Below are 15,892 nucleotides of genomic sequence, written 5' to 3'. Positions count from 1 at the left end.
GAACGAGGCAGCCCGGGCCCGGGCCCGCGAACTGGCCGAGGGCCAGCGCGCGCACACCCAGATCGAGGACGACCCGCCGAGCGGCGAGACCGACACCTCGGGGACCGACGAATCGGGCACGGACACCTCCGGTACGGACACCTCGGGCACAGACACTTCCGGTACGGACGGCTCCGGCACCGACACGTCCGGCACCGACGACTCGGACACCGACGAGGTCACCCCGACCACCACGCCGAAGCCGGCGACGCCCAAGCCCACCAAGCCGAAGCCGACGACGCCGAAGCCGACCAAGCCGAAGCCGACGGTCTCGGGAAGCGCCGCGATCGAGACCGTCATCGACCGAGGCATGGCGCAGCTGGGCATCACCTACGCCTGGGGCGGCGGCGACGAGAACGGTCCGACGCTCGGCATCCGGGACGGCGGCGTTGCGGACAGTTACGGCGACTTCAACAAGGTCGGCTTCGACTGCTCGGGCCTGATGATCTACGCCTTCGCCGGAATCGGCGTCTCGCTTCCGCACTACACCGGCTACCAGTACACCGCCGGCGAACAGGTCTCGACGTCGGAGATGAAGCGCGGCGACATGATCTTCTACGGGCCCAATGCCAGCCAGCACGTCGCGCTGTACCTTGGCAACGGGGAGATGCTCGAGGCTCCGCAGTCGGGTTCGGTCGTCAAGGTCTCGCCCGTCCGGTGGAGCGGTATGACCCCCTACGTGGTCCGAATGGTTGCCTGACCTCCTTCTCGCTCCCGGTCCGGGAGACGCGGGTGAGTTCGGGTGCGATCGATGTGAAAGCGGTGGATTCTTGGTGACCTCAGCGGACGGGGCCGGCGCGATGCCGGATGCGCAACTCCTGGAGAAGGTGATCTACGAGGTCAAGCGGGTGATCGTCGGTCAGGACCGGCTGATCGAGCGGATCCTGGTCGGTCTGCTGGCCCGCGGCCACGTGCTGCTCGAGGGCGTGCCGGGTGTCGCGAAGACGCTGGCCGTGGAGACCTTCGCGACGGTGGTCGGCGGGTCGTTCTCGAGGGTGCAGTTCACCCCGGACCTGGTGCCCACCGACCTGATCGGAACCCGCATCTACCGGCAGGGCCGCGAACAGTTCGACACCGAACTCGGCCCGGTGGTGGCCAACTTCGTGCTCGCCGACGAGATCAACCGTGCGCCCGCGAAGGTGCAGTCCGCACTGCTCGAGGTGATGGCCGAACGGCACGTGACCATCGGCGGCAAGACCTTCCCGATGCCCGACCCGTTCCTGGTGATGGCCACCCAGAACCCGATCGAGAACGAGGGTGTCTACCCGCTTCCCGAGGCCCAGCGGGACCGCTTCCTGTTCAAGATCCTCGTCGACTACCCGACGGTCGAGGAGGAGCGCGAGATCGTCTACCGGATGGGTGTCGAGGTGCCCGTGCCCAAGCAGGTGCTGGGCCCGGACGAGTTGATCCGCCTGCAGAAGGCGGCCAGCGGTGTGTTCGTGCACCACGCCCTGGTCGACTACGTCGTCCGGGTGATCGCCGCGACCCGCACGCCCGCCGACCTGGGACTGACCGACGTGGCCGGCTGGATCTCGTACGGGGCCTCGCCGCGCGCCACCCTCGGCATCATCTCCGCGGCGCGGGCGCTGGCCATGGTCCGCGGCCGTGACTACGTGGTGCCGCAGGACGTGCTCGACGTGATTCCGGACGTGCTGCGGCACCGACTGGTGCTGTCCTACGACGCCCTCGCCGACGAGGTCTCGCCCGACGACGTGATCAACAGGGTGCTGCAGACCGTCGGGCTGCCCCAGGTCGCGGCCCAGCCGGTCGCCCCTGTGGCTCCGCCGGCGGCCAACGGTGCGCCGCCGGCGGCCAACGGTGCGCCGCAACAGCACTCGGTCGGCGCGGTGCAGCAGCATCCGGCCCCGACGGCCCCGTCCGCGCCCGCACCGGCCGCTGCGTCCGAGCAGCCGTCGGCAGGGTCGGGCCCGGCGCCCCAGAACCCGGCGGGCCCGACCGCGGCGGTCGGTGGCCAGCAGCGGTGACCGGTTCGGCAGGTGACGCCGCCCCGTCGGCGGCCCGTCCGGGCGGGGCGGGGTCGTCCTCCTCGGCGGGGCTGCCCTCGTTCCGCTCGGGCCAACTGCGCGACCCCCAGCTGGCGGCCGCGCTACGCACCCTGGAGTTGACGGTCCGTCGGCGCCTGGACGGGGTGCTGCACGGCGAGCACCTCGGGTTGATCCCGGGCCCCGGCACCGAGCCGGGCGACGCCCGCGAGTACCAGCCCGGGGACGACGTCCGGCAGATGGACTGGTCGGTGACCGCCCGCACCACCCACCCACACGTGCGGCAGTCCGTGGCCGACCGGGAGCTCGAGACGTGGATGGTGATCGACCTGTCCGCGAGCCTCGACTTCGGCACCGTGGGTGCGGAGAAGCGTGACCTCGCGGTGGCCGCCGCGGCCGCGGTGACGCATCTGACCAGCGGTGGCGGCAACCGGATCGGTGCGATCGTGGCCACTGGCGAGCGGACCGTACGGATCCCGGCGCGCGGCGGACGGCTGCACGCGCAGGCGATGCTGCGCACCATCGCGACGACGCCGCACGCGCCGGACGGGGTGCGGGGGGACCTGCGCGGCGCGATCGAGTCGCTGCGCCGGCCGCAACGCCGGCGCGGGCTGGCCGTGGTGATCAGCGACTTCCTCGGCCCGCTCGACTGGGAGCGGTCGTTGCGTGCGATCGCGGGCCGGCACGACGTGCTCGGCGTCGAGGTGCTCGATCCCCGCGACCTGGAACTTCCCGACCTCGGCGACGTGGTGCTGCACGACCCCGAGACCGGCCGCACCCGCGAGTTCCACACCACGCCCGAGTTGCGGGCCGACTTCGCCGCCGCGGCGCAGGCCCACCGCCGGGCGGTGGAACAGACCCTGCACGGCTGCGGTTCGTCGGTGCTGAGCCTGCGTACCGACCGCGACTGGATCGCGGACGTCGTGCGCTTCGTGGCGGCCCGTCGGCACAGCTATGGTGCTCGGGTGAATCGAGTGCCCCGCCGGTGAGTCTCACGGATTTCGCGTCGCCCTGGTGGCTGGCGTTCGCTGTCGTGGTGGCCGCGATGGCCGTCGGCTACGTCGTCGTCCAACGCGGCAGGCGCAAGCACGTCCTGCGTTTCACCAACCTCGAACTGCTCGAACGGGTCGCCCCCAAGCAGCCCGGCCGGCTCCGGCACCTGCCGACGGCCCTGGTGCTGTGTGGGCTGCTGCTGCTCACCGTCGCGCTGGCCGGCCCGACGACAGACAAGCGGGTCCCTCGCAACCGCGCGACGGTGATCCTGGTGATCGACGTGTCGTTGTCGATGAAGGCGACCGACGTCGAACCGACCCGGCTCGCTGCCGCACAGGAGGCGGCGAAGTCGTTCGCGGACGGTCTCACCCCGGGCATCAACCTGGGGCTGGTCGCGTTCGCCGGGACGGCCTCCGTGCTGGTCTCGCCGACCACCAACCGCAACGAGACGAAGACCGCGATCGACCACCTCACCCTGGCCGAGCGGACCGCGACCGGCGAGGCCATCTTCACCTCGCTGCAGTCCATCGAGACCCTCGGCGCCGTCCTCGGCGGCGGCGACCAGGCCCCGCCGGCCCGGATCGTGCTGCTCTCCGACGGCAAGCAGACCGTTCCCGACTTCGAGACCGACCCGCGTGGCAGCTACACCGCGGCGCAGTTGGCCAAGGAGAAGGGGGTGCCGATCTCGACGATCTCGTTCGGCACCCGCTACGGCACCGTGGACATCGAGGACGACCGAATAGCGGTGCCGGTCGACGACCCGTCGCTGCGTGAGATCGCGAGGCTGTCCGGCGGTAGCTTCTTCACCGCGTCGAGCCTCGAGGAACTGCGCAAGGTCTACGACACGCTCGAGGAACAGATCGGTTTCGAGACCACCCGTGGCGATGCGAGTCGGCCGTGGCTGGTGCTCGGGGTACTGTGCACCGCCGCCGGTCTTGCGACGGCTTTGGTTCTGCGCCAACGCCTGCCGTGACCACGCGGTGACCGATCACAATTTGCACCGACCCAACCCCGCCAGTCGAACATGAACAGATAGGTTGATCGCATGTCCAACCCTCCTGCGTCCAACAACGCTGCCCCGTCCCGCTCCGTGCTCGTGACCGGAGGCAACCGCGGCATCGGCCTCGCGGTCGCCCAGCGCCTCGCCGCGGACGGCCACAAGGTCGCCGTCACGCACCGTGGCTCCGGGGTTCCCGAGGGACTGTTCGGCGTGAAGTGCGACGTGACGGATTCGGAGTCGGTGGACCGGGCGTTCTCGGAGGTCGAGGCGCACCAGGGCCCGGTCGAGGTGCTGGTGGCCAACGCGGGCATCACCGACGACACCCTGCTCATGCGGATGACCGAGGAGCAGTTCACCAGCGTCATCGACGCCAACCTGACCGGCGCCTTCCGCTGCGCCAAGCGCGCCAACCGCGCGATGCTGCGCGGCCGCTGGGGCCGGATGATCTTCCTGGGATCGGTGGTCGGCCTGGGCGGCGGCCCCGGCCAGATCAACTACGCGTCGTCGAAGGCCGGAGTCATCGGTCTCGCGCGCTCGGTCACCCGCGAGCTGGGTTCGCGGTCGATCACCGCCAACGTGGTCGCCCCGGGCTTCATCGAGACCGACATGACGGCGGAGCTGCCGGACAACCTGCGCGACAAGGCCAAGGAGTTCATCCCGCTGCAGCGTCTGGGCAAGCCGGAGGACGTCGCGGCCGTGGTCAGCTTCCTCGCCTCCGAGGACTCGGCCTACGTCTCCGGTGCGATCATCCCGGTGGACGGCGGCATGGGCATGGGCCACTAGCCCCGCCCGAATACATCACCCACACACAGACTTTCATCACAGGAGAAGCGCTATGGGCGGACTGCTCGAAGGCAAGACCATCCTCGTCACCGGCATCATCACCGACTCGTCGATCGCGTTCCACGTCGCGAAGGTGGCGCAGGAGCAGGGCGCGAAGGTCATCATCACCGGTTTCGACCGGCTGCGCCTGATCGACCGCATCGCGCAGCGGCTGCCGCAGCCGGTACCGCCGGCCGTCGAGCTCAACGTGCAGGACGACGAGCACCTCGCGACGTTGGCGGACCGTGTCCGTGAGCTCGCGCCCGAGGGCATCGACGGCGTCGTGCACTCCATCGCGTTCTCGCCGCGATCCGGTTTGGGTGCGCCGTTCCTCGACGCGCCCTGGGCCGACATCTCGACCGCGCTGGAGGTTTCGGCGTACTCGTACGCGTCGTTGGCCAAGGCGCTGCTGCCGGTGCTCAACGACAACGCCTCGATCGTCGGCATGGACTTCGACCCGTCGCGCGCGATGCCGTTCTACAACTGGATGGGTGTCTCGAAGGCCACCCTCGAGGCGGTCAACCGGTACGTGGCCAAGGAGGTCGGCGTCCGCGGCATCCGCTCGAACCTGGTCGCTGCGGGCCCGATCAAGACGCTGGCCGCCAAGGCCATCGCCGGCGACAGCACCGGACCGGGTGCCGAGCTCGACAAGCTGAACACGGGCTGGGACGACGTCGCCCCGATCGGCTGGAACGTGGACGACCCGACGCCGGTCGCCAAGAGCGTGTGCACGGTGCTCTCCGACTGGCTGCCCGGTACCAGCGCGTCGATCATCTACGTCGACGGCGGTTTCCACGCGATGGTCGGCTGACCGGATCCCATCTCGACACGACGACGGTTCCGGAGATGACTGAGTTCGACGCGCTGCTGCTGCTCTCCTTCGGCGGGCCCGAGAAGCCCGACGACGTCCGCCCGTTCCTGGAGAACGTGACCAGGGGCAGGGGAGTGCCGCCCGAGCGCCTCGACGAGGTGGTCGAGCACTACCTGCACTTCGGTGGGGTGTCGCCGATCAACCGGCTCAACCGCGACGTCATCGCCGCGGTCGAGGCCGAGTTCGCCGGTGCGGGAATCGATTTGCCGATCTACTTCGGCAACCGGAACTGGCACCCGATGGTCGAGGACACCGTCGCTCGCATGCGCGACGACGGTGTCCGCTCGGCCCTGGTGTTCCCGACCTCGGCGTGGGGTGGCTACTCCGGGTGCAGGCAGTACCACGAGGACGTGCTGCGGGCACGGGCCGCGGTGGGCGACGGGGCGCCGACGCTGCGGAAGCTGCGCCAGTACTACGACCACCCGCTGCTGGTCGCGGCCTTCGCGGACGCGATCGCGGCGGCCAGGGCGCAGCTTCCGCCGTCGCAGCGCGACGCCGCCCGTCTGGTGTTCACCGCGCACTCGGTACCCGTGTCCGCGGACGCGAGCGCGGGCCCGCCCGCCGACGGCGGCCGGCTCTACAGCCGCCAGGTGGCCGAGGCGGCTCGGCTGTGCGCGCAGGCCGCGGGCGTGGCGGACCACGACCTGGTCTGGCAGTCCCGGTCGGGACCGCCTCAGGTGCCGTGGCTCGAACCCGACATCTGTGACCACCTCGACGCGCTCGCGGCCGGCGGAACCGAGGCCGTGATCGTGTGCCCGGTGGGCTTCGTCTCCGACCACCTCGAGGTGATCTGGGACCTCGACACCGAGGCCCGCGACAAGGCCGCGGAGCTGGGTCTGGGCTACGTCCGCGCCGGCACGCCCGGCACCGATCCCCGGTTTGCCCAACTGGTCACGGCGCTGGTGCGCGAGCAGTTGAGCGGAGACGCCCCGGACCGGCTCGGCGGCGAGCCGCTGTACGGCGCCGGGCTGAACGGCGCGCTGTGCGCGACGGCGTGCTGCGAACCGGCTCGCCGGCCCGGTCGCCAGGCGTAGCTTGGCCGACGTTGCGGTCGACCGGGTGCCGTGCCATCGATCGCGGCCGGTCCCGCGATGCCCGATCGGAACTCCGATTGCAGGGGTCTGACCTGGGCGTATGATCTGAGGATGCCGCTGCGATACGTCGATCCGGCCAAGAAGCACGGCCCGGTGTACAAGGCCACGGAACGCTTCGGGCGCTCCCGCATCGGACAGCTCTACGTGCGCAAGATCGCCTCCCGCACCGACCCGTGGGTGTACCGCGTCACCGGCGGGCGCCTGCCGTCACGGGACTGGTCGCTCCCGTCGGCTCCGCTCGGGACCACCGGCGCCAAGTCGGGTCTGCCTCGCGAGGTGCAGGTGTCCTACTTCCACGACGGGAGCGATCCGATCCTGATCGCGTCCAACTACGGTGGAGCGAGACACCCCCACTGGTACTACAACCTGGTCGCGCACCCAGAGTGCCAACTCGGCGGCGAGCGATTTGTGGCGACGGCGATCACCGGGACCGACGAGCACGAGCGCTTGTACGCGCTCGCCGAGCGGGTCTACGCCGGGTACCACGACTACCGGGTCAAGGCTGCGTCGATCGGGCGGCAGATCCCCGTCTTCAGGCTCTCCCGCAGCGGGGGTGCCAGAGGCCGGCGGTAGATCCGCAGCGCCGGACCTGACTGCGTCCCCTGTCCGAAGGTGTCCTTCGCGTCGCGCTGACTGGAACAGCTCCTATCTGACGTTTCTGCACGTCGGGGGTGGTATTGGGGCGCGCCTCGGTGCATGATGATGTCATCACCTCGTCCACGCCGTAGCCGGGGGAGCAATTCATGACCCGTCGTCTCGCCGCGGCAGCGTTCCTCGCGATCGCCGCCGTCACGCAGTTCTCCGGTGTGGTGCCGACCGGCACCACACCACTCGCGGGAGCGCAGAGCACCACGACGACCGCCGCCCCCAGCGCCACCGCCACGCCGTCGGACAAGTTCATCAGCAACAAGACGGACGACCCCAAGGACCAGCCCTTCTGTGACGACCAGGCGGCCCTGGCCAACAACCTGAACCGGCAGGGCGACGCGACTCGCGCCGAGAGCGTCGTGTCCACGGCCAACATGAGCGGGTGTCGGATCTACACGTTCCCGTCCTCGCCGGACGGGTAGTGACGGCCGCCGGCGGTCACATCGTCCAGGCGAAGCGGAGTCGGTCGACGACCTCCAGCGGCGGCCTGTCCCGGTACTCGGTCAGCTCGTAGTTCCTGACGGCGTACAACGCCTCCAGCACGAAGGGGTCGAACAGTTCCCCCGCCAGCCGGGACGACCGGAACCGGTCGAGCATCTCGTCGGGTTCGGTGGGCAGCGCCTCGATGCCGAGTGCGCGCCGCTCCTCCTCGCTGAGCTGGTCCGGGTTGACGGTCACCTCGCCGGGCAGCGGCAGGTCCGTCGCGATGCCGGCCAGCGCGGCGCCGAGGACCGCGGTGCTCGCGAGGTACGGGTTGGCGGACGGGTCGATCGGCTTCACCTCGAGGTGGGCGCCGTGCGGATTGCCGGGGGTGTCGGCGCACAGCCGGACCGCGGCCTCCCGGTTCTCGAGCCCCCAGCAGGCGTAGGCGCCCGCCCACGTGTTCGGCCGCAGTCGGTGGTGCGAGAGCGTGGACCCGGCCAGCACGAGCATCAGCGCGGGCAGGGCCCGGACGAGGCCGGCGACGGCGCCACGGCCGGTGGCCGTCAGTCCGTGCGGGCCGTCGCCGCCGGACAGGGCCGGTCGACCCCGCCGGGACAGCGAGAGGTGCTGGTGGGCGCCGTTCCCAGCGCCGCCGAGGGTGGGGAGCGGCGAGAACGAGGCGCGCATCCCGTGTGCTCGTGCCGCCCTGCTGACGAGGATGCGGGCCAGCACCGAGTCGTCGGCCGCGGAGACGGGGTCGGTCGGGGACAGGGAGATCTCGAACTGGTTCGGCCCGTACTCCGCGTGGACCTGTTCGATCGCCAGTCCGGCCCGGTCCGCCGCCTCGACGAGGTCCCGGACGAACGACTCCGCGGCGAGGGCTGCGGTCAGCCCGTAGGCCGACCACTCGTCGGCGGGCAGCGCGTCGAAGAGGCAGAACTCGATCTCGTGCCCGATGCGGGCCTCGAGGTCAACCTCGGCGAGCTGGTGCACTGCCCGGCGGAGCGCGCTGCGGGGGCAGGCCCCGTAGGGGCTCCCGTCCTGATCGACGAGGTCCGCCGGCGCCCAGTGCGAACCCTGCCCGAGGTCGCGCAGTTGGTCGGGGCGGATCCGGAGCCGGAGGTCGCCGACCGCCGAGAAGGACGGCGTGAACGCGATGTGGTCGTCGACGCAGAAGACGCACCAACTCGGGGAGGCGCCGGCCCCCGCCGACGCGAACGTGGACAGGCGAGCGGCGGGCATCACCTTCGCCCGGGAGATGCCGCTCATGTCCACCACGGAGCCGATCACCCGATCCCGTGGGTCGAGCGGGGTGCCGGTCGTGCTCGGGGAACGTGGGACGGAGAGCATGGGCGTCTCGTCTCGTCGGGTGGCTCGGTGTCGCGCTCCCGAGTGTCCCACCCGCGGCGAATTCCGGCAGCCCTGGACCGACCGGTCCACCGGCGCCCGAGATCCATGGAATGATCGGTCTATAACGATCGGTCCACGTGTTGACCTGGGGGTACAGATGACGGAGACCGGACTGGGTCCCCGTGAGCGACTGGTGAACTCCGCTGTCGCCATGGTTGGTGTGCGCGGCGTACACGGCACCGGAGTCTCGGAACTGCTCGCCCACAGCGGCGCGGCCCGCAACTCGATCTACCAGCATTTCCGCGGGGGCAAGGCCGAACTGGTCGAGGCGTCCACGCTCGCCGCGGGCGAACGGATGTCGGCGCTGCTCGGGTCGCTGTACGAGGACGGCGGCGTCGAGGGACTGGTCGACGGACTGGTCGACTGGTGGCAGCGCGCGTTGGAGCACGACGGTTTCGAGGCCGGGTGCCCGGTGGTCGCCGCGGCGCTCGCCGGCCCCGACCTGCCCGGTGTGGTGTCCGCGGCCGGGACGGCGTTCACCGTCTGGTGCGCCCAGCTGGCCGCGGCGCTTCTCGAGCGGGGACTGACGGCCGACGCGGCCGAGTCGCTGGCGCGGTTCACCGTCGGCGCGGTGGAGGGCGCGGTAGTCCTCTGCCGCGCGACGAAGTCACCGCGACCACTCGACGACGCCCGCGCGCAGCTCAGGGCACTGCTCGAGCTGCGCCTCCGGGACGAGGGCTGACGACCGGGCACCCGACCGGGAAGCGTCACCGACACCGGTCGCCGCCGGTCCCGAGCACAGTTGGGCGAAAGCGCCCGCGGCGGCCTACCTTCACGGGGTGCACGACGACCTCTACCACCGTTACGAGTTCACCTTCCTGGTGCCGCTGCTGACCGTCTCCCGCGAGCACACGCTGGCGGCCGACCTCGGCTCACGGGCCCATGAGGCGAACGGGCTGCAACTGCTGACCATGACCGCCGAGGGGATGCGCGCCGTAACCACCGCCGCCGACGTGGTCGAGCGCCTGACGGCGCACGGGGTGCGGCCGCATCGGACACATCCGGACCTGGTGACGCGTCAGGACATCGCGGACCGGGCCGGGGTGACCCGGCAGGCGGTGGGGCAGTGGGTGCGCGGCGAACGGCACCGGACCGCGCCGTTCCCGGTGCCGTTCAACACGGTCTCCGGCGGGGTCTGGCTCTGGGGGGACGTCTACGGCTGGCTGCGCGAACGCGACTACGGTCGCGACACCGGGCTGCGGTATCCGACGCTCGACGAGCACATCCGCATCGACCGGCACATCGCGATGGACCGAGGGGAGCCCGGGGCCCGGGCGTAGAATCGGCGGTTGTCGGCCGGTGAGGTCGTGTCGCACTCGCAGTACCTGTTGCCGCCGTCCTGCCTGGTCGTTCAGCGCGGTTGAGCAGTCGCCCAGCCGAGTCTGCCGACACGGATTGCGAGGCATTTCGGTGATGATGCGGACCGACGGGGACACCTGGGACATCGTCAGCAGCGTCGGTCTCACCGCGTTGGGTGTGGCGACATTCCGGGCGTTGGAGACGGCCCGGCCTGACGCCCTGATCCGGGACGAGTGTGCGCGGTGGTTCGTCGAAGCGGCGGGCGAGCCGCATTTCACCGGACTGCTGGCCGACCCGTCACCGCTCGAGAACACGCCGTTCTTCTTCCCCAGGTTCATGGGGCTGCGGACGAGATACTTCGACGACTTCTTCACCTCCGCTGCGGCGGCCGGGGTTCGGCAGGCGGTGATCGTGGCCGCCGGACTGGACGCCCGGGCGTATCGGCTCGACTGGCCGGCGGGCACGACGGTGTACGAGGTGGACCAGCCCAAGGTGCTCGAGTTCAAGGGCGAGGTGCTCGCCGAACACGGTGCCCGGGCGAAGGCCGACCGGCGTGCGGTCGCCGTCGACCTGCGCGAGGACTGGCCGGCCGCCCTCGCGGCCGCGGGTTTCGACCCGGCCCGGCCCACGGCGTGGTCGACGGAAGGACTGCTGCCGTACCTGCCCGGCGCGGCGCACGATGCGCTGTTCGAGCGGATCGACGAGCTCTCCGGCCCGGGCAGCCGGCTCGCGGTCGACGGATTCGGCGCGGGCACCGACATCAAGCGTTTCGCGGAGCTGCGGGAGAAGTACTTCCCCCAGAACCCGTTCGGCGACATGGACATTGCCGAGCTCTTCTACCAGGACGAGCGGGCAGATCCGGTGCAGTGGCTGACTGGGCGCGGGTGGACGGTGTCGCTGGCGAACCCGCTCGAGCTGGCCGCCGACTACGGCCGGCCGGTCCCCGAGCTCCCCGAGGACCTCGCCGACCTGACCCGGAAGTCGACGTACCTGACCGCGGTGAAGTAGGCCGAACCGCTCACGTGCGCGGCAGCACCGCGCGCATGCTCGCGCCCGCGGCGCCGAGGCGCGCCGCGCGCACCGCGGACCACAGCGGACGCAGGGTGTCCTCGCGGGCCGCGGCCCCGGCGGCGGACTGTGCCCGGCCGCCGGAGTCGCCCGCGACGGTCAGGATCGCGGCCACCTGGTCGGCCGTGTCGAAGATCCGCAGGGCCCGGTCCGGGATGGCGCCGGGGTAGCCGTGGTGGGCGTACTCCGCGAGCAGCCGGGCGATCCGGGCCCGCGGGTCGTCCTCTCCCGGTGCGAACCCGCCGCGCATCGACGCCAACGCGTCCGCCGCCTCCCGGACCGCCTGCCGCAGCTCGTACTCGGCCTCGCCGAGGCCGATCTGCTCGGCCGGGACGGGAATCGCCGGCACCGGAAAGACCGTCCACCGCAACACGTCCGGTCCCTCCACCGACGGCACGATGCCGACCCCGGCGCGGCCGTGGGCGCCGACCAGCACGCCCTCGCCGGCCTGGACGGCGGCGCCGGCGAAGGCGGTCCCGGGTGGCAGCCCGCGGACGTCGCCGGGTGCGGGCAGCACGAGGGCGATCGACGCCTCGCGGTCCCGCTCGGACACCTGCCGCACCGCGCGCAGCAACAGCACGGGCCCCGCGTCCTCGGGATCGGGCCACGGCAGGTCCCACTGCACCGAGACCTCGGCGTCGGCGGCGCCGACCAGATGCATGGGCGCCCAGGCCTGTACGGCGTCGATGACGTCGTCCGGCGAACTGGAGCCGGCAAGCCAGGAGGCGGCCCACACGGCCAGGGTGGTACTCGGACAGGACACGGTAATCCAGCATAGGTCGGCGTGGCGGGCTCGGACGAACCGAGCGGGTGTCCTAGCGTGATGGTCCGTGACTTCACGCGACATGTACGGCGGCAACATCTTCTCCGGCCACACCAGGCGTCACCGACCGGCGGCGCCCCGGGTCCCCGCCGACAAGGGGCTGGTCGTGGAGGACGCGGCCACCGGGTACTGCGGGGCCGTGGTCGGGATGGAGAAGACGTACGACGGCGACTTCGTCCGGCTCGAGGACGGGCGCAGGCAGACCCGGCTGTTCGCGATGCGGGAGGCGTCCTTCCTGATCGACGGCAAGGCCGTCACGCTGGTCCGGCCGACCGCGGTCAAGAAGGCCGCCCCGGCCCGCTCGGCGTCCGGGTCCACCCGGGTCGAGGGCCTGCGGGCCCGTACCGCGCTCCCCAGCCGGATCTGGGTGGAGGGCATCCACGACGCCGCGCTGGTCGAACGGGTCTGGGGCCACGACCTCCGGGTCGAGGGCGTCGTGGTGGAGCACCTCGAGGGACTGGACAACCTGGCCGACCGGCTGGCCGAGTTCGGCCCCGGTCCCGGCCGGAAGGTCGGCGTACTGGCCGACCACCTGGTGGAGGGTTCGAAGGAGTCGCGGATGACGCAGAACCTCGGCCCGCACGTCCTGGTCACGGGTCACCCGTACATCGACGTGTGGGAAGCGGTGCGGCCCAAGGCCGTCGGCATCGAGGCCTGGCCGAAGATCCCGCGTGGACAGGACTGGAAGACCGGCATCTGCCGGGAACTCGGGTGGGGGACTCCGCAGGACGGTTGGCGGCGCGTCTACGGCGCGGTGTCGAGCTTCCGCGACCTCGAGGCGCCGCTGATCGGGGCGGTTGAGCGTCTGGTGGACTTCGTCACCGAGCCGGTCGCCGAGGGGTGACCGGGGGCGGTGTCGCGAGCCCACCGGCTCGGCGCCGGACTCTGGTTAGATGGACTCGTGGCGGCGATAATCTGGCTGGTTGCAGGCGTTTTGCTCGCAGGGGCCGAGGCGATGACTGGGGACTTCTTCCTCCTCATGCTGGCCGGCGGCGCCCTCGCGACGGCGGGGGTCACCAGCGTGACCGACCTGCCCGTGTGGGCGGACGCGGTGATCTTCGCGTTGACCTCGCTGGTCCTCGTGCTCGGCGTGCGCCCGGCCCTGCTGCGCCGCTTCGCCAAGCCGCCGCTGCTGGCCACCAACGTCGAGGCGTTGCCGGGCAAGAAGGCAACGGTGCTGGCGGAGGTCGCGGAGCACGGCGGCCAGATCAAACTCGGCGGCGAGGTGTGGACCGCTCGCGCGCTCGACCCGACCGAGGTGTACCTGCCCGGCACCACCGTGACCGTGATGGAGATCGACGGCGCGACCGCCGTCGTGTGGAGGGGACCCTAGAAATGTCTGGAGAGTTGTGACAGTGGCCGCACTCATCGTTCTTGCAGTGATCGTCGTGCTGGTGGTGATCACGATGGCGAAGTCCGTCGCGATCGTCCCGCAGGCCGAGGCGGCGGTGATCGAGCGCCTCGGACGGTACGTGCGCACGGTGTCCGGGCAGCTGACCTTCCTGGTGCCGTTCGTGGACCGGATCCGCGCCAAGGTGGACCTGCGTGAGCGGGTGGTGTCCTTCCCGCCTCAGCCGGTGATCACCCAGGACAACCTGACAGTCTCGATCGACACCGTCGTCTACTTCCAGGTGACCAACCCGCAGGCCGCGGTGTACGAGATCAACAACTACATCGTCGGTGTCGAGCAGCTCACCACCACCACACTGCGCAACGTGGTGGGCGGGATGACGCTGGAGGAGACCCTCACCTCGCGGGACTCGATCAACGGCCAGCTCCGCGTCGTGCTGGACGAGGCCACCGGACGCTGGGGCCTGCGCGTCGCCCGCGTCGAGCTCAAGAGCATCGACCCGCCGCCGTCGATCCAGGAGTCGATGGAGAAGCAGATGAAGGCGGACCGCGAGAAGCGGGCCACCATCCTCACTGCCGAGGGCCATCGGGAGTCCGCGATCAAGACCGCGGAGGGCGACAAGCAGTCCCGCATCCTCGCCGCGGAGGGTGCCAAGCAGGCGTCGATCCTCACCGCCGAGGGCGAGCGGCAGTCCCGCATCCTGCGCGCGGAGGGTGAGCGGGCCGCGAAGTACCTGCAGGCGCAGGGCGAGGCGAAGGCCGTGGAGAAGGTGTTCGCGGCCATCAAGGCCGGCAAGCCCACGCCGGAACTGCTTGCCTACCAGTACCTTCAGACCTTGCCGCAGATGGCGCAGGGCGACGCGAACAAGGTGTGGCTGCTGCCCAGCGACTTCGGTGACGCCCTCAAGGGGTTCGCGAAGACGCTCGGTGCGCCCGGCGACGACGGGGTGTTCCGCTACGAGCCGAGCGTCACGGACGACGCGGCGCCGCCGGTGGACGACTCGGAGGAGGTCGCGAGCTGGTTCGAGAACGCGAGCGACCCGTCGGTGGCACGCGCGGTGGCAGCGGCCGAGGCGGTGGCGCACAAGTCGGTGGATGCGCCGGCGCCGCAGCACCTGCAGGTCGAACCTCCGGCTCAGCCGAACCCGTCGTCCGAGTCGGTGATGGACCTGCTGGTGGACCCGCTCAATCCTTCCTGACGGCGGTCGGTACTTCCGACTCCGACAGCGGAACGGTGGTGCCCGGCACGGGCATTCGGGTGTCGAGCACCAGGCCCAGCAGGCCGACCGCGATGCAGGCGCCGGAGAGCGCCAGCAGGGCCGGGTTGGTCCGTCCGCCGAGGGCGTCGCCGAGCACCACCACGCCGATGGTGCCGGGTACCACCCCGACCAGGGTGGCGAGGACGAACGGCCAGAACCTGATCGACGACACCCCGCCGCAGTAGTTGACCACCGAGAACGGGACCGGCGCGATCAGCCGCAGCGACCCGACCGCCAGCCAGCCGCGCCGGGCCAGTCGGTCGTCCACCTTCTGCACCGCGGGATGGGTCAGCCGGGCGGCGACCACGTCGCGGCCCACCGCGCGGACCAGCAGCAGGGCGAGGGCGGCGCTGAGCGTGGTCGCGGCTACCGCCAGCAGGATGCCGGTCAGCGCGCCGAAGAGCACGCCCGCGGCGAGGGTGAAGACGGTGCGGGGGACCGGTGCGATGGTCACGACCGCGTGTACCGCCAGGAAGACGAAGGGGAAGGCGGGGCCGACCGAGTCGGCCCACTCACGGATCTGGTCGATCGACGGATGCGGGACGAGGACCGCCGCCACGGCGAGGGCGAGCAACAGGAGCAACGCCCCGATCAGCTTCGGGTCACGCAGCCACCTTGTCACGATTGCCCAGGCTACCTGCGCCGCCCGGGCGGCTCACCCACCGGCGTCAATGTTACTGAACGGTAATTAGGTACGCGCGATCGCGGCCGTTTCGGCGGCCGCTAGCATCACGGGACAATGACTGTGCCCGAATAACCGAGAGGAAGCAGACACCGTGTCACAAGCTCC

18 protein-coding genes are annotated in these 15,892 nt (G+C 71.0%); 15 read left to right on the top strand and 3 right to left on the bottom strand.

Annotated elements, in window-relative coordinates:
* From AC1DU4_RS11305 to AC1DU4_RS11265, 9 genes are all read left to right on the top strand, one after another.
* Positions 1-739, top strand: a 739-nt coding sequence (locus AC1DU4_RS11305) for an NlpC/P60 family protein (RefSeq protein WP_477839834.1), incomplete at its 5' end; no start/stop codon positions are given.
* A gap of 100 nt (positions 740-839) precedes the next feature.
* Entirely contained in the window at positions 840-2,024 is a 1,185-nt protein-coding gene (locus tag AC1DU4_RS11300; protein ID WP_477839842.1) for an AAA family ATPase, read from the top strand.
* 71 nt (positions 2,025-2,095) lie between these two features.
* Positions 2,096-3,031, top strand: coding sequence for a DUF58 domain-containing protein (locus AC1DU4_RS11295; RefSeq protein ID WP_072844842.1), 936 nt, complete (start codon positions 2,096-2,098; stop codon positions 3,029-3,031).
* A complete protein-coding gene (locus AC1DU4_RS11290) occupies positions 3,028-4,008 on the top strand; it encodes a VWA domain-containing protein (RefSeq protein WP_477839832.1) in 981 nt (326 codons plus the stop codon). The genes AC1DU4_RS11295 and AC1DU4_RS11290 overlap by 4 nt, the downstream gene beginning before the upstream one ends.
* 72 nt (positions 4,009-4,080) lie before the next feature.
* Positions 4,081-4,818 carry a 3-oxoacyl-ACP reductase FabG1 gene (gene fabG1 / locus AC1DU4_RS11285; RefSeq protein WP_477839830.1) on the top strand — a complete coding sequence of 246 codons (738 nt, stop codon included), beginning with the start codon at positions 4,081-4,083 and terminating at the stop codon, positions 4,816-4,818.
* Between the two features lie 52 nt (positions 4,819-4,870).
* A complete protein-coding gene (inhA, locus tag AC1DU4_RS11280; protein WP_072844791.1) occupies positions 4,871-5,668 on the top strand; it encodes an NADH-dependent enoyl-ACP reductase InhA in 798 nt (265 codons plus the stop codon).
* A gap of 35 nt (positions 5,669-5,703) precedes the next feature.
* A complete protein-coding gene (locus tag AC1DU4_RS11275; protein ID WP_477839828.1) occupies positions 5,704-6,762 on the top strand; it encodes a ferrochelatase in 1,059 nt (352 codons plus the stop codon).
* Between the two features lie 111 nt (positions 6,763-6,873).
* Entirely contained in the window at positions 6,874-7,395 is a 522-nt protein-coding gene (locus AC1DU4_RS11270) for a nitroreductase/quinone reductase family protein (RefSeq protein WP_477839826.1), read from the top strand.
* Between the two features lie 170 nt (positions 7,396-7,565).
* Entirely contained in the window at positions 7,566-7,892 is a 327-nt protein-coding gene (locus AC1DU4_RS11265; RefSeq protein WP_477839825.1) for a hypothetical protein, read from the top strand.
* Positions 7,893-7,908: 16 nt separating this feature from the next.
* Here AC1DU4_RS11265 and AC1DU4_RS11260 read toward each other — a convergent pair whose 3' ends face one another.
* Positions 7,909-9,243, bottom strand: coding sequence for a glutamine synthetase family protein (locus AC1DU4_RS11260; RefSeq protein WP_477839823.1), 1,335 nt, complete (start codon positions 9,241-9,243; stop codon positions 7,909-7,911).
* A gap of 157 nt (positions 9,244-9,400) precedes the next feature.
* Here AC1DU4_RS11260 and AC1DU4_RS11255 point away from each other — a divergent pair, with 157 nt between their 5' ends.
* The 3 genes from AC1DU4_RS11255 (at position 9,401) to AC1DU4_RS11245 (ending at position 11,610) form a co-directional block, all read left to right on the top strand.
* Positions 9,401-9,985 (top strand): TetR/AcrR family transcriptional regulator, encoded by a 585-nt coding sequence (locus AC1DU4_RS11255; RefSeq protein WP_477839821.1) that lies wholly within the window; start codon positions 9,401-9,403, stop codon positions 9,983-9,985.
* A gap of 97 nt (positions 9,986-10,082) precedes the next feature.
* A complete protein-coding gene (locus tag AC1DU4_RS11250) occupies positions 10,083-10,583 on the top strand; it encodes a hypothetical protein (protein WP_477839819.1) in 501 nt (166 codons plus the stop codon).
* Between the two features lie 133 nt (positions 10,584-10,716).
* Positions 10,717-11,610: a class I SAM-dependent methyltransferase gene (locus AC1DU4_RS11245; RefSeq protein WP_477839817.1), complete on the top strand. Its 894-nt coding sequence runs from the start codon at positions 10,717-10,719 to the stop codon at positions 11,608-11,610.
* A gap of 10 nt (positions 11,611-11,620) precedes the next feature.
* Here AC1DU4_RS11245 and AC1DU4_RS11240 read toward each other — a convergent pair whose 3' ends face one another.
* The gene (locus tag AC1DU4_RS11240) at positions 11,621-12,433 is read right to left on the bottom strand and encodes a hypothetical protein (RefSeq protein ID WP_477839815.1); all 813 of its coding nucleotides are present in this window, start codon (positions 12,431-12,433) and stop codon (positions 11,621-11,623) included.
* An 82-nt stretch (positions 12,434-12,515) separates the two neighbouring features.
* Between AC1DU4_RS11240 and AC1DU4_RS11235 the strand changes: the two genes are divergently transcribed.
* The 3 genes from AC1DU4_RS11235 to AC1DU4_RS11225 are packed head-to-tail and all read left to right on the top strand — an operon-like array spanning position 12,516 to position 15,042.
* A complete protein-coding gene (locus tag AC1DU4_RS11235) occupies positions 12,516-13,337 on the top strand; it encodes a DUF3097 domain-containing protein (RefSeq protein WP_477839840.1) in 822 nt (273 codons plus the stop codon).
* 57 nt (positions 13,338-13,394) lie between these two features.
* On the top strand, positions 13,395-13,826 hold the full coding sequence (locus AC1DU4_RS11230) for an NfeD family protein (RefSeq protein WP_477839813.1): 432 nt from the start codon (positions 13,395-13,397) through the stop codon (positions 13,824-13,826).
* A gap of 22 nt (positions 13,827-13,848) precedes the next feature.
* Complete coding sequence (locus tag AC1DU4_RS11225; RefSeq protein WP_477839811.1) at positions 13,849-15,042, top strand: SPFH domain-containing protein; 1,194 nt, start codon at positions 13,849-13,851, stop codon at positions 15,040-15,042.
* On the opposite strand, the gene AC1DU4_RS11220 is transcribed toward AC1DU4_RS11225, so the two are convergent.
* Complete coding sequence (locus AC1DU4_RS11220; RefSeq protein ID WP_477839809.1) at positions 15,029-15,724, bottom strand: TVP38/TMEM64 family protein; 696 nt, start codon at positions 15,722-15,724, stop codon at positions 15,029-15,031. The genes AC1DU4_RS11225 and AC1DU4_RS11220 overlap by 14 nt on opposite strands.
* Between the last annotated feature and the right edge of the window lie 168 nt (positions 15,725-15,892).

It is taken from the genome of Rhodococcus sp. P4_F5 (assembly GCF_056401315.1).
The sequence above is the reverse complement of the archived record's forward strand: the minus strand, read 5'-3'. Positions and strand labels throughout refer to the sequence as shown.

Bases quoted from the DNA above. Each gene is read 5' to 3' on its own strand.
- inhA (WP_072844791.1), top strand. From the start codon at position 4,871: ATGGGCGGACTGCTCGAAGGCAAGACCATCCTCGTCACCGGCATCATC.
- fabG1 (WP_477839830.1), top strand. From the start codon at position 4,081: ATGTCCAACCCTCCTGCGTCCAACAACGCTGCCCCGTCCCGCTCCGTG.
- AC1DU4_RS11245 (WP_477839817.1), top strand. From the start codon at position 10,717: ATGATGCGGACCGACGGGGACACCTGGGACATCGTCAGCAGCGTCGGT.
- AC1DU4_RS11235 (WP_477839840.1), top strand. From the start codon at position 12,516: ATGTACGGCGGCAACATCTTCTCCGGCCACACCAGGCGTCACCGACCG.
- AC1DU4_RS11275 (WP_477839828.1), top strand. From the start codon at position 5,704: ATGACTGAGTTCGACGCGCTGCTGCTGCTCTCCTTCGGCGGGCCCGAG.
- AC1DU4_RS11260 (WP_477839823.1), bottom strand. From the start codon at position 9,243: ATGCTCTCCGTCCCACGTTCCCCGAGCACGACCGGCACCCCGCTCGAC.
- AC1DU4_RS11300 (WP_477839842.1), top strand. From the start codon at position 840: ATGCCGGATGCGCAACTCCTGGAGAAGGTGATCTACGAGGTCAAGCGG.
- AC1DU4_RS11255 (WP_477839821.1), top strand. From the start codon at position 9,401: ATGACGGAGACCGGACTGGGTCCCCGTGAGCGACTGGTGAACTCCGCT.
- AC1DU4_RS11265 (WP_477839825.1), top strand. From the start codon at position 7,566: ATGACCCGTCGTCTCGCCGCGGCAGCGTTCCTCGCGATCGCCGCCGTC.
- AC1DU4_RS11270 (WP_477839826.1), top strand. From the start codon at position 6,874: ATGCCGCTGCGATACGTCGATCCGGCCAAGAAGCACGGCCCGGTGTAC.